Here is a 12888-nt window from a genome sequence, read left to right as displayed (position 1 = left end):
AAGGGCGGCGTGCGTCGACAGACAGCGTCGATCGCACGAGGGGCGGGGCCGCCCGTGTGCATACGGATGCTGTGACGCCTCTGGTCGTCAGGGTGGAGCACTCGATGAAACGTTGCGCGCGTTGAGTGCTGCCGTACTGGGATCGCCAGACCGCTGGGTGTGCAGTGCGCCGTCGTTGCGCTTCAGTATATTGAAGTTTTTTAGCGAGTCAACAACAGAGTTATCCGTCTGTGATGCGCGCCTGACGCGTATCGTGAGAATGTCTGGTTTTCAGTGCAATGTTGCGACTGACAGGTTCTCCGGTCGCCGGCATCCGTGAAAACATTTGACTCAGTAAATTTCTTCAATATACTGAATTCGTCCTCACGATCCAGGAGTTGTGTACATGGCTATCTCGAACGTCGAATCATCGCCAGAGCTGGCGGTGGACGCGATTCTCGCCGACGTCGGCAGCAAGGTACGCGCCATGCGTAAGGAGAAAGGACTTACGCTGTCCGAGCTGTCAGAGGTGACCGGACTCAGCCCCGCGATCGTGAGTCAGATCGAGCGAGGGCTCGCCAACCCGTCGTTCACGACACTGGCGCAGCTCGCGCATGGACTGGAGATCCCAGTGGGGAAGCTGTTCCCCAACCATGCCGAGAATCGCTCGCCCGTCGTTCGCAAAAGCGAACGACGTGACCTTCGAGGGGTCACCCGCGAGGCCAACGGCGATTCGGTCTACGAACTGCTGACGCCCGACCTCAACGGAACCATCGAAGCACTCTGGGTCGTCACGCCTCCCGGACGAGGCGCCGTCGACGGCCCGTTCACCCACGGTGGAGAAGAAGTGGGCATCATTCTCTCCGGCAAGAAAGACGTGTACCTCAATGGCCAGAAGTACGTCGTCGAAGCCGGAGACACCATCACGTACGACTCCACCACACCGCATTGGTACGAGAACAGCTACGACGAACCGTGCGTAGCGATCTGGGTCATCTCACCTCCGACCTGGTAGCACTGCGGACTGCGGTCTAATCCGCAGCCAACTGATATAACCCCTCCAGCGCCGTCCCACTCGGGGCCGACGTCGATGGAGCCTGCCGTCAAGCAGCGATGACGACGCTTGATAAGGAGAACCATGATTGACACTGGCGTCAACAAATCAAAGACCAAGCGCGAACGCTTCAGCCCCGAAGTGCGTCGCGGAATCCTCGGCCTCGGCCTCGGCAACACGCTCGAGTGGTACGACTGGATGATCTTCGGCCTGCTGTCCTCGTACATCGGCCCGCACTTCTTCCCGAGCGTCGACCCCGTCGTCGCCACGCTCGACGCCCTCGCCGTCTTCGCCGTCGGCTTCCTCTTCCGGCCGCTCGGCGGCATCGTGCTCGGCACCGTGGCCGACCGCATCGGCCGCCGCAAGGTCATGATGCTCTCGATCACGATGATGGCGCTCAGCACGCTCGTCATCGCGGTCGCGCCGACCTTCGAGACGATCGGCATCTGGGCTCCGGTCATCCTGCTGCTCTGCCGCGTCGTGCAGGGAATCTCGACCGGTGTCGAGGCTCCGCTCTCGACCGCGCACGCGGTCGAGCTCGTACCCGAGGGCCGTGAGGGCTTCGTGGCCGGCATCATCTCGTTCTTCGTGAACGTCGGCATCGTCGGCGCTCCGCTCGTGAGCTTCATCGTCACCACGAGCATGAGCGAGGCGGCCATGAACGAGTGGGGCTGGCGCATTCCGTTCGTCATCGGCGCTCTGTTCGGCTTCGTCATCCTCTACCTGCGTCGCACTCTGCCCGAGACCATGAAGAAGCAGGAGCTCGAGTCCGCAACGACCGGCACGGTGTGGACGGGCGTCCGCAAGAGCTGGGTCAGTGTGCTCGCCATCGTCTTCGTCGTCGGCGCTGTCCAGGCATACAACTACGCATGGAACGTCGGTCTGCCGAACGCAGCCCGCTCGACCATGAACGAAGACTCGTCCGCGGTGTTCGCGCTGACCACCGTGCTCGGGCTCATCCTCGTGATCGGCAGCCTTATCGTCGGGCGCCTCGTGGACGGACGCGCCATCTCGAAGTGGTTCGTCGTCGCACGCATCCTCGTGATCCCCTCGGTCTTCCTGATGCTGCTCTACGTCGAGCCCGGTCTCGGCGGCTTCGCAGCCGTGCTCCTCGGCGGGTCCGTCGTGCTCGTCGTGAACATGACCCTCTACAACGTCGTCTCGACCTCGCTCATGCACAAGAGCTTCCGCGGCGCGGGAACCTCGCTCGGCTACGGCCTGGGCGTCGCCATCTTCGGCGGCACCGCGTCGTTCCTGCTCGTGTGGTTCCAGTCCATCGACCTCGACTGGGCCTTCCCCGTCTACGTCGCCGTGCTCTCTGCGCTCAGCGTCGTCTTCTACCTGATTGCTCGCCGTGTCAACGGCATCCACGTCGGAAAGTGAGAACAACCATGACAACCAACGACCTTCTCGTCACCACAGATGACCTGAGAGCGCCGATTGCCTCTCGCTCGAACGTGCTCGTCGTCGGCGGCGGTCCGGCCGGAGTCGCAGCTGCCGTCACAGCGGCTCGTTCCGGGGCATCCGTCACACTGCTCGAACGCTACCCCTCGCTCGGCGGCCTCGCCTCGGGCGGGATGGTGCTCGTGCTCGACGACATGATCAACGGTCAGGAGATCACGGTCACAGGCATCGTCTCGGAGTACATCGAGCGGCTGAAGAAGCTCGACCTCGCGATCGTGCCGCCGCCCGAGGACCGCAAGGCCTCACGCGAGCTGTGGAACAAGTGGGGGCGCTTCGGCACCTTCGACTTCCACACGCACGTCAACCCGAAGCCCATCTGCTACGCCGCGGCCTTCGACCCGGACGGCTGGAAGCGCGTCTCGAATGACCTCGTGCGCGAGTCCGGCGTGAACCTGCTGCTGCACTCGTGGTTCTCGCGCCCGATCGTGGACGACGGTGTGATGAAGGGCGTCATCGCTGAGACCAAGGCGGGTCCGCAGGCGCACATGGCGGATGTCGTCATCGACACGACCGGAGACATCGACGTCGCCTCGCGCGCCGGTGCCGACTTCATCCACGGCAGCTACATCACGACCCTCGTGTTCCGCCTCGCCGGCGTCGACACGAAGCGCGCGGAGGAGTTCGAGCAGGCCGACCCCAAGGCGGCTCGCGCGATCAACCGCAAGGTCAAGAGGATCCTCGGCGGCGCGTGGGAGCTGTGGTGGCTCAAGACCCCGCTGCCGGGTGTCGTGTGGTGCAACGCCCCGCACATGTCGGGGTACGACGGGGCCGACCCGGCGTCGCTCACCGAGGCCGAGTTCGCCGCGCGTGAGCGCATCGCCGAGGCCGTCGAGTACGTCAGGGAGTACCTGCCGGGATTCGAGAACTGCTTCGTCATCGACACCGCGCCGCAGATGGGCGTGCGTCAGACGCGCCTGCTGCAGGGCGAGTACATCATGACGAAGGACGACGTCACGCAGCGCCGCCACTTCCACGACACCGTGGCCCGCGGCCGCGACTACTACTACCCGTACCGCTCGCTTCTGCCGAAGAACGTCGACCAGCTGCTCGTGGCCGGTCGTCACTACTCGGCGACGTCCGATGCGCAGAAGGCCTCCCGTGAGATTCCGCCGTGCATGGCGATGGGGCAGGCCGTCGCGTCGGCGGCGACCCTCGCGCTCGAGCAGAAGTCTCTCGTGCGCGACGTGCCGATCGCAGACATCCAGCAGCGGATGCGTCAGCACAACGCGGACCCGGGTGACGTTCCCTCCGAGAACGCGACGGTCGACGAAGAGGAGACGGTGGGAGTATGACCATGGAGGCAACCGCAGATGTGAGGGATGCCGCGGCAGACGCGCCGCGGGCGCTCCCGCTCGACGGCGTCACGGTCGTCGACTTCACGCAGGTGTTCATGGGCCCGAGCTGCACCCAGCTGCTGGGCGACTTCGGCGCCGACGTGATCAAGATCGAGCGGCCCGGCCGCGGCGACACCTCCCGCAACTCGCTGCCAGACAAGCACGGGCAGGACAACCCGATCTTCCTCTCGATCAACCGCAACAAGCGCGGCATGTCGATCGACACGAAGTCGGACGAGGGCCGCCGGGTCATGCGTGACCTGATCGCCCGCGCGGACGTCGTCGTCAGCAACTTCCGCGCCGGCGTCATGGAGCGCATGGGTTTCGGCTACGAGGAGCTGAAGGAGCTCAACCCGCGCCTCATCTGGGCGTCGGGAACGGGCTTCGGCACCACTGGACCCTACTCGTCGCTCGGCGGGCAGGACGTCATCAACCAGGCCTACTCGGGTGTGATGTGGCGCCGCAGCTCTGACGACGACCCGCTGACGGTCTACCCGACGACACTGTGCGACTACACGACGGGAATGCACCTCTTCCAAGGCATCCTTCTCGCTCTTCGCTCGCGAGACGAGACCGGCGAGGGGCAGAAGGTCGAGGTCACCATGTACGACTCCATGCTGCACATGCAGATGCAGGAGGCGGCCATGCAGCTGAACCGGGGCTTCGAGGTGAACTGGGGGAGGATGCCGCTCACGGGCGTGTTCCCGACGACAGATTCCGCCGTGTGCCTCGTCGGCGGCTTCAGCCCCGACCCGCTCCTGCACATCTCGCGGGCGCTCGAGCTCGACGAGGATCTGACGCTGCGGCCCGAGTTCGCGACACACGAGAAACAGGTCGAGAACCGGGCTGCGCTGCAGAGAATCTTCGCCGACCGCTTCGCGACAAACAGTACGGCGTATTGGACGCAGCGTCTCGAAGACGAGGGGCTGCTCAACGCTCCCGTGCGCACCCTCGCCGAAACTCTCGCCGATGAGCAGACAGCGGCAAACGGCATGATCGTCGAGTCGCAGCATCCGAGCGCTGGCACGTTCCGCACGCTGAACGCGCCGATCCATCTCTCAGAGACCCCCGCAACTGTGCGCCGCGTCGCCCCGCGTCTCGGAGAGCACAACGATGAGGTGCTGCGAGAGAACGGCTTCGACGACGACGAGATCCGACGCCTCCACGACCTCGGGGTTCTGAAATGACTCGGGGTTCTGGAGTGACCGAGCGTTCTGGAAAGACAGGAGTGCTGCAATGACCGACCAGCAGACCGATGCGCTGCCAGACGAGGTGCGCTTCGATGTCGACGACCGCGGTGTCGCCACGGTCGTGATCAACCGGCCACGCGTGCTCAACGCCGTGGACCGGGCGACGCACGCCAGGCTGAATGAGATCTGGGCCGAGATCGAAGCCGATGATCGCGTACGCGTCGTCGTTGTGGCCGGCGGTGGAGAGAAGGCCTTCTGCGTGGGAGCCGACATGTCGGCGGATGCTGTCGACAAGACGGGTCTCGAATACTGGGCAGAGCTCGACCCGAACGGATTCGGCGGGCTCAGCCTGCGCACGAGCCTCGACGTTCCCGTCATCGCGAAGGTGAATGGCTACGCTCTCGGCGGCGGCATGGAGATCGTGCTCGGTGCCGACATCGTGGTGGCGGCCGATCGTGCCCAGTTCGGGCTCACGGAACCGCGCGTCGGCCGGCTCGCGCTCGACGGCGGCATCCATCAACTCGTGCGTCGTATTCCATACACGCAGGCGATGAGTCTGCTGCTGACCGGGCGCAAGGCACCGGCTGCCGAGCTGGCGCAGATGGGCCTCGTCAATGAGGTCGTCGACGTAGGCGAGCTCGATGCCGCGGTCGACCGCTGGGTCGAGCAGATTCTCGCCTGCGCGCCCACGTCGGTGCGCGCGGTGAAGCAGATGGTGTCGCGCACTGCGCACCTCACCGCTCACGAGGCGCGGGCGATGCGCCTGCCTGCCCTCGTCGCCGCACTCGACAGTGACGATTCGGCCGAGGGTGTCGCCGCATTCCAGCAGAAGCGAAAGCCCGTCTGGCCGGGGAAGTGATCGTATGACAGAGAACCCTGTGACCGACAGCACTGCGAACGTCGACACCGTGACAGAGCGTGTCGAGCCCCTTGCCCGCGGGGTGTGGGGAGTCGTCGCCACACCATTCACGGATGCCGGTGAGATCGACGAGCAGAGCCTCGCCCGACTCGTGCAGTTCTACGAATCCGTCGGCGCGGCGGGGCTCACCGTGCTCGGAGTGTTCGGCGAGGCGGCCGCGCTCACGGCGGCGGAGCGCATGCAGGTGCTTGGCGTCGTCGCCCAGAACAGCAGGCTGCCGATCGTCGCCGGCGTGACGTCGCTCGCCACGGCTCCGGCCATCGCAGAGATCGAGAACGCGCAGGCCGCGGTCGGGGAACGTCTGCGTGCCGTCATGGTGCAGGCGAACTCGGGCGCCCCGGGCGTCGTGACCGAGCATCTGCGCCGCATTCACGAGGCTACGGGGGCAGACATCGTGCTACAGGATTACCCGAAGTCAAGCGGCGTCTCCATCTCGACAGACAGCCTGATCGCCGTCGTCGAGGCGAGCCCGTTCGTCTCGGCGGTGAAAGCTGAGGCACCTCCGACGGCCGTCGCGATCGCGCGCATCACGGCGCGCGTCGACGTCTCCGTCTTCGGAGGGCTCGGCGGGCAGGGGCTGCTCGATGAGCTGGCGGCGGGCTCCGCGGGCGCGATGACGGGCTTCTCGGTTCCCGAAGCGCTCGTCAGCTGCGTCACAGCCTGGCTGGCCGGAGATGCAGAGGCCGCTCGCGCCGAGCTGCTTGCCTACCTTCCGCTGATCAACTTCGAGCAGCAGCCGGGCATCGCCCTCGCCCTGCGCAAAGAGCTGTTCCGCAGGCGCGGGCTCTTCGCCACGGGAGCTGTGCGCGCTCCCGCGGCATCCTTCCCCCGTGAACTCGACCCCATCGCCGCCGATCACCTGGCGGAACTCGACGTACAGGAGGTGCGCTGATGGATCTGCAGCTTCGGGGAAAGACCGCGTTCGTCGCGGCATCAACGGGCGGTCTCGGGCGCGCGATCGCCGAGGCGCTCGCCGCCGAGGGCGCGAACGTCGTGATCACAGGGCGCCGCGCAGAGCTCGCCGAGCAGATCGCCGCCGGCCTTCCGTCGGCGATGGGAATCGAGCTTGACGTCACCGACGCCGATTCGCGGGTATCCGCGATCGAGCAGGCCGCGGCATCCTTTGGCCCCATCGACATTCTGGTGATCAACGGGCCTGGGCCACGGCCTGGAACCGCGAGCGAGGCGAGCGCAGACGACGTCGCCGACGCATTCACGCGCCTCGTCGCACCGGGCCATGACCTCGTGTCGCGAGTGCTTCCGGGCATGCGCGAACGCGGATGGGGGCGCATCGTCGCGGTCGGCTCCAGCGGCATCCAATCTCCGATTCCCAACCTGGCCGGGTCGAACACGGGCCGCGCTGCGCTCGCCGGCTATCTCAAGACGCTCGCAGCCGAGGTCGCCGCAGACGGCGTGACCGTCAACCTCGTGCTGCCCGGGCGCATCGCGACCGACCGCGTCGCCCAGCTCGATGCCGCACAGGCCGAGCGGCGGGGCATCGACGCGGCCGAGGCGAAGAGGCGCTCCGAGCAGACCATCCCCGCCGGCCGCTACGGTGACCCGGCCGAATTCGGCGCCGTAGCGGCGTTTCTCTGCGGTGCACAGGCCGCCTACATCACCGGCGTCGCCCTGCGCGTCGACGGCGGTCTCGTGCGCACGCTCTGATCACTCAACACTGATTCTCATCACGTCGAGGTCGCTCGACGCCTCGTGAAAGGACGACTCTCATGACCTCACCCGCTATCGCCCAGCATCTGATCGCCGGCGAGCTTCTCGGCGACGCCGGCAATGAACGCCGCAACCCGGCGCACCCCGGCGACGTCGCAGTTCTCGCGCCCGTCGGAACCGCAGCAGACACGGATGCCGCCATCGCAGCGGCAGCCGATGCGCAGGGTGCCTGGGCGGCAACGCCGGCACCGGTGCGCGGCGCCGTGCTGCTGAGAGCCGCGCAGCTGCTCACCGAACGCAAGACGCAGATCGCCGAAGACCTCGTGCGCGAAGAGGGGAAGACCCGTGCCGAGGCCGAGGGCGAAGTGGGGCGCGCGATCGGCGTGTTTCAGTTCTTTGGCTCACTCGGCTGGTCGGCGAGTGGCTCCGTCTTTCCCAGCGGCATGCCGAACACGACTGTGACAACGCGCCGTGAGGCTCTGGGAGTGGTCGGGCTGATCACGCCCTGGAACTTCCCGATCGCCATTCCGGCGTGGAAGACGGCCCCCGCGCTGATTAGCGGCAACGCCGTCGTGCTGAAGCCCGCCGAGATCACGCCGATGTCGGCGACGCACCTGGGGCTGGCGCTGCGCGACGCGGGGCTTCCCGCCGGAATCTTCAACGTCGTGCACGGGCGCGGCAGCGTTGTCGGCGAGGCTCTCGCGAACGACAAGCGCATCGCGGCCCTCTCGTTCACCGGGTCGACGAGCGTGGGGCTGAAGCTGCAGCAGACGCTCGGCGCCCGCCGTGCACGCGCGCAGCTCGAGATGGGCGGCAAGAACGGCGTGCTCGTTCTCGACGACGCCGACGCGAAGAAGGCAGCGCAGGTCGTCGCGGCCGGCGCGTTCAGCCTCACGGGCCAGGCCTGCACGGCGACCTCGCGCGTCTACGTGACCCCGGGCGTTCGCCAGGCGTTCCTCGACGAGCTCACGGCGCTCGCGAGCACGTACGTTCCGGGCGATGGGCTCGATGCCGGCACGAAGATGGGCCCCGTCGTCAGCGAAGCGCAGCTGCAGCAAGACGTGTCGGCGGTTCAGGACGCCGTCGACGGCGGCGCGCGCCTGGCCTACGGAGATGCGAGTGCCGACGGTCTGCACTTCGCCCCCGTCGTCGCCACCGACGTCGCGCACACAGACCCGATCGCCACGGACGAGATCTTCGGCCCGGTCGTCGCCGTTCTCGACGTCGACGACTACGAACACGGTCTCGCGGCGATCAACGACTCGCCGTACGGCCTCACCGCCGGCATCTGCACAGACAGCCTCACGCACTCTAGCGACTTTGCCGCGCGCGTGCAGGCCGGCGTCGTCAAGGTCAACCGCCCCACCTCGGGCCTCGATCTGCACGTGCCGTTCGGCGGCGTGAAGGATTCCTCGTCGAACACCTTCCGCGAGCAGGGGCACACGGCCACCGAGTTCTACACGTGGGAGAAGACCGTGTACACGGGTCTCGAGTAGGCGAGGGCGTGAGACAGCGGAACACGAGCAGGCGAAGGAGCCGACACAGATGCAGCAGCTGACGAGCGACGATGACGAGCTGCGGCGCGCAGCATCCGATGTTCTCGTGCGTGCGCACGACGACAAGCAGCATCGCGTCGCCGCGGCGGTGCGCGGCACATCGGGCGCGATCTATACGGGGCTGAGCCTCTCAACGGCGCGCGTGAACGTGTGCGCTGAGCCGTCAGCGATCGCGAATGCGCGCATCGCGGGGGAGGATGCTGTCGACACGATCGTCGCGGTCGGCCTCGACCCCGCAGATGTGCCGATCGTGATCAACCCCTGTGGCGTCTGCCGTGAGCTGGTGCCGAACTTCGGCATCGGCATCCGTGTCATCGTCTCTGACGGCGGTGAGATCGGTGCCGTGACGTCGGCCGATCTGCTGCCGATTCCGTGGGTGCGTGCGCGCTCCTACGACTGAGCGCCGTGGGCGCCCGCCTGAGAGCCGGGGCTCACGGTTTCTGAAGTGTGCGGTCTTTCTGAGCACCGCGGCGTTACAGTAAGACCGCATCGTGACAGAAGACGGAGCGACCTATAACATCCGAGTCTGAGCGTGACGGCCGCGAGGGCAAGGGCGCTGCCCAGCCGACGCGCAATCGCTCAGCCAAGACTGGGCAGCGTGAAGAATAAATTCAAATCCCTCACCGTTGCCTCTGTGTTCGCCGTCATGCTCACGACATCCGCCTGTTCCAGCCCCGCGATGTCTGCCGAGGAACAACCCGACGGCCCTGATTCGTCGTTCGGGGCATACGGCACCGAAGACCGCGCTGCCGAGCCGTTCGACGGAGACATCCACAACAACACCATGGCCGTCAGCCCGGACGAGCAGGTCGCTGTCGTCTCTAACTCTGAGAGCGGCAGAGTGGAGATCGTCGACCTCGAATCGCACGAGGTGAAAGCAGAGCTCCCCGGCTACATCACCCCACGCAACATCGACTTCGCCCCCGACGGCGAGAGCTTCTACCTCTCTGACAGCTCGCTTGGAGTCGTCGACGAGGTGTCGCTTGACACCCAGGAGGTCGACGAGCGGCTCCCGCTCGGCGCCGGAGCGTTTGGAACGGCACTCAACGAAGCGGGCGACACGCTGTACGTCAACAACCAGGCGTCAGGAACTGTCACCGTCGTCAATCTCGACGACCAGCAGCCCCTCGCCGTCATCCCCGGGTTCGCGCAGCCCCGGCAGGGAGTTGTGCTGTCGGCTGATGAGGCGACTCTGTACGTCACGAACTTCATGGGCGACCGGGTCACCGCGGTGAACACCGAAGACAATTCAATCAGTCACCAGATCGAAGGCTTCAACGAGGTGCGAGCGGTCAGCGTGAACAGCGACGGCACCCGCTTGTACGCGGCGAACAGCGGTGACAACACGATCTCGGTCGTCGACACCGCCACAAGCGAGACGGTCACCCGCATCCCGGTGGGCGAACGGCCCTATGGCGCTGCTCTCTCACCTGACGGCTCACTGCTGCTGACCGGCGACCTCGAGTCGAACACCGTCACCGTCGTCGACACCGAGACGAACACAGTGACGACGACGATCGAGGGCTTCACCGGGCCTCGGCAGGCGATCTCGTTCTCTGAAGACTCCGCGACGGCGTGGGTCTTGAACGAAGACCTCACAGTCAGCGAGGTTGATCTCGAGGACTTCAGCATCACGGCTACGTCGACGCCGGCAGAGTAAGCCACACGCACAGGTGCCGCTCGGTGAAGCTCGGGCGGCGCCTGTGCCGGTGAGCAGCGGTTCGATTCGCCGTGCGCCGGCTAGCTCAGCGCTGACGCGAGCGTGCCGACGAGAATAGCGATGAGCAGAACCGCGAAGGTTCCGACGGCGACGAGCGTCGCCACGCGGTTCTCGACAAGCAGAGCCACGAACTCGCGGATGAACGCGCTGGGCACGTAATAGCGCGCGGTGCGCGAGCCGACGACCTGCGCGTCGACGCCCATGCGGCGCGCGAGCGATGCGGTGCGCAGCACGTGGTAGTCGCTCGTGACGAGCATGATCGGCCCCTCGCGGCCAGCATCCTTGAGTAACTCGAGTGACCGGGCGATGTTCTCGCGCGTCGACGTCGACTGCGTCTCGGGAAGGATGTCGGAATCGGGAACCCCCTGTTCGCCCAGATAGTCGGCCATCGCATCGCCCTCGGCGCGCGGCTCGTCGTCGCCCTGACCGCCTGACGGCACGAGCACCGGGTGATTGCCGCGCGAAAGCTCCGCGCCGTACACCCGCAGCCCCCGATCAAGGCGCCCGCGCAGCAGCGGAGGAACGCGACCGCGAATGAGCCCCGAGCCGTGCACCACGATCGCAGTGGGGGCAAATGAGTGCTTCATGCGCCCGTACACGACCGAGTAGATCGCGAACGAGACGAACGCAATGCTCGCGTAGGCCGAGGCGAGCCCAATGAGCGCGGCGATCCAGAAACCGGGCAGCCCGAACTGCACAATGAGCACGACGGCGACGACGGGCAACGCCAGCACGAGGATGCCCACGAGCAGCGAGAGCTGGTTGCCGAGGCTTCGCCCTTCGCGACGCAGCATCGTGATGCCGTTGGCGATCAGCCCAATGCCGAAGACGAGGATGCTGAGAGGCACCGCGAGCGCCACGACCCACAGGATGATCGCCGCGACGATGTTGTACTCGGCCAGGATCGTCAGGATGCCGATGCCCCCGAACCCGATCGCCGCAAGCAGAAATGGCCCGTTGCGCAGCATCCTTGGATCTTTCGCGCGTGAGACGGCGAAACATACCGCGAACACGATGCCGATCACGAGAAGAAGCATGATTGTCACACTACAGACGGATGCTGCGTCGCTGCGTCGCCCATGAGGATGAAGCGTCGCGACGCACTGCTGATTTCTCGTGGTGCTCCTTGACCGACGGCATCCTCCCCTCTAAGGTGTAAGCAAGTCCTTACGGTAAGGAGTTGCTTACATGTCAGCACGGGATCGTTTGAGCGTGGCGTTCGCCGCACTCGCCGACCCGACGCGCCGCGACATCCTTACGAGGCTGCGGTCGGGCCCGCTCACCATCACTGAGCTGGCCACGAACTATCCGATGAGCAGGCCCGCCGTGTCGCAGCACGTCTCTGTGCTCGAGAAGGCCGGGCTTGTGGCGAGAGACAAACGATCTCAGTGGATCGACTGCTCTCTCGAAGCGGCCAGTCTGGACGAAGCTGCCGCCTGGATCGAGCAGCAGCGTGCCGAGTGGAATGAGCGATTCGACTTTCTTGATGAGCATCTCAGGGCCACTCGGGCGCGAAGCCGTAACGACGACACGCGAAATGGAGAGAAGCATGGTTGACATGACCACAGGGTTCACCATCGTCCGCACATTCGAGGCGACGCCTGAAGAAGCGTGGAAGGCCTGGACGGATGCTGACGCGATCGCCCAGTGGTGGCACCCACGTGGGGCGAGCACACCTCGTGACTCGGTGGCGGTTGACCTGCGAGTCGGTGGGCGTTACCAATACGCGATGAGGAACGACGAAACGGGCGACTCGGTCGTCTCGGGCGGCGTCTATCGTGAGATCGAGCCCTTCACGCGGCGTCTTCACGTGGGGCCACCCCGATCAAGACGATCAGCCGATTGCCACGGTGGAACTGGAGCCGGTTGCCGGCGGGACGCGACAGACCTTCGCTCTGCGCGGCGTCGAGGGCCAGCCGGGCGACGGCTTCTTCTACGACGGCTGGGTCGGTGTGCTCGACGTTCAAGGGGACTACCTCGGTTGACACTCGCGGGCGACTGCCG

The 12888-nt window shown here is 66.0% G+C and carries 13 protein-coding genes and 1 pseudogene; 13 read left to right on the top strand and 1 reads right to left on the bottom strand.

Translation table 11 applies throughout. The annotated features are described in order from the left end of the window. Positions 1-385 precede the first annotated feature (385 nt). The 10 genes from ACSAGD_RS13370 to ACSAGD_RS13325 all read left to right on the top strand — a co-directional run bounded on the left by ACSAGD_RS13370 (position 386) and on the right by ACSAGD_RS13325 (position 10824). Positions 386-994, top strand: coding sequence for a helix-turn-helix domain-containing protein (locus ACSAGD_RS13370; protein WP_437583259.1), 609 nt, complete (start codon positions 386-388; stop codon positions 992-994). Between the two features lie 123 nt (positions 995-1117). Beyond that, positions 1118-2416, top strand: coding sequence for an MFS transporter (locus ACSAGD_RS13365; protein WP_437583258.1), 1299 nt, complete (start codon positions 1118-1120; stop codon positions 2414-2416). An 8-nt stretch (positions 2417-2424) separates the two neighbouring features. Then, positions 2425-3789 (top strand): FAD-dependent oxidoreductase, encoded by a 1365-nt coding sequence (locus tag ACSAGD_RS13360; protein WP_437583257.1) that lies wholly within the window; start codon positions 2425-2427, stop codon positions 3787-3789. Then, positions 3786-5018, top strand: coding sequence for a CaiB/BaiF CoA transferase family protein (locus tag ACSAGD_RS13355; RefSeq protein WP_437583256.1), 1233 nt, complete (start codon positions 3786-3788; stop codon positions 5016-5018). The genes ACSAGD_RS13360 and ACSAGD_RS13355 overlap by 4 nt, the downstream gene beginning before the upstream one ends. A 49-nt stretch (positions 5019-5067) precedes the next feature. Then, positions 5068-5880, top strand: a complete 813-nt coding sequence (locus ACSAGD_RS13350) for an enoyl-CoA hydratase-related protein (RefSeq protein WP_437583255.1) — start codon at positions 5068-5070, stop codon at positions 5878-5880. Positions 5881-5884: 4 nt separating this feature from the next. Further along, positions 5885-6832, top strand: a complete 948-nt coding sequence (locus ACSAGD_RS13345; protein WP_437583254.1) for a dihydrodipicolinate synthase family protein — start codon at positions 5885-5887, stop codon at positions 6830-6832. Continuing rightward, on the top strand, positions 6832-7605 hold the full coding sequence (locus tag ACSAGD_RS13340; protein ID WP_437583253.1) for an SDR family oxidoreductase: 774 nt from the start codon (positions 6832-6834) through the stop codon (positions 7603-7605). Before ACSAGD_RS13345 ends, ACSAGD_RS13340 begins: the two co-directional genes overlap by 1 nt. Positions 7606-7667: 62 nt before the next feature. Continuing rightward, entirely contained in the window at positions 7668-9104 is a 1437-nt protein-coding gene (locus tag ACSAGD_RS13335; RefSeq protein ID WP_437583252.1) for an aldehyde dehydrogenase family protein, read from the top strand. 49 nt (positions 9105-9153) lie between these two features. Then, positions 9154-9564, top strand: a complete 411-nt coding sequence (locus tag ACSAGD_RS13330) for a hypothetical protein (protein ID WP_437583251.1) — start codon at positions 9154-9156, stop codon at positions 9562-9564. Between the two features lie 198 nt (positions 9565-9762). Next, positions 9763-10824 (top strand): YncE family protein, encoded by a 1062-nt coding sequence (locus tag ACSAGD_RS13325; protein ID WP_437583250.1) that lies wholly within the window; start codon positions 9763-9765, stop codon positions 10822-10824. Between the two features lie 80 nt (positions 10825-10904). Here the strand turns inward: ACSAGD_RS13325 and ACSAGD_RS13320 are convergent, their stop codons facing one another. Continuing rightward, entirely contained in the window at positions 10905-11921 is a 1017-nt protein-coding gene (locus ACSAGD_RS13320; protein WP_437583249.1) for a YdcF family protein, read from the bottom strand. 151 nt (positions 11922-12072) lie between these two features. On the opposite strand from ACSAGD_RS13320, the gene ACSAGD_RS13315 reads away from it, so the two are divergent. The 3 genes and pseudogenes from ACSAGD_RS13315 to ACSAGD_RS13305 all read left to right on the top strand — a co-directional run bounded on the left by ACSAGD_RS13315 (position 12073) and on the right by ACSAGD_RS13305 (position 12869). After that, positions 12073-12441, top strand: a complete 369-nt coding sequence (locus ACSAGD_RS13315) for an ArsR/SmtB family transcription factor (RefSeq protein WP_437583248.1) — start codon at positions 12073-12075, stop codon at positions 12439-12441. Next, a pseudogene (locus ACSAGD_RS13310) lies at positions 12350-12625 on the top strand (SRPBCC family protein); the annotation flags it as partial. The gene ACSAGD_RS13315 and the pseudogene ACSAGD_RS13310, both read left to right, overlap by 92 nt. A gap of 37 nt (positions 12626-12662) precedes the next feature. Then, positions 12663-12869, top strand: a complete 207-nt coding sequence (locus ACSAGD_RS13305) for an SRPBCC family protein (RefSeq protein ID WP_437585213.1) — start codon at positions 12663-12665, stop codon at positions 12867-12869. The last annotated feature ends 19 nt before the right edge of the window (positions 12870-12888 follow it).

It is taken from the genome of Paramicrobacterium salitolerans, assembly GCF_051513965.1.
Taxonomy (GTDB): Bacteria; Actinomycetota; Actinomycetes; order Actinomycetales; family Microbacteriaceae; genus Paramicrobacterium.
The sequence above is the reverse complement of the archived record's forward strand: the minus strand, read 5'-3'. Positions and strand labels throughout refer to the sequence as shown.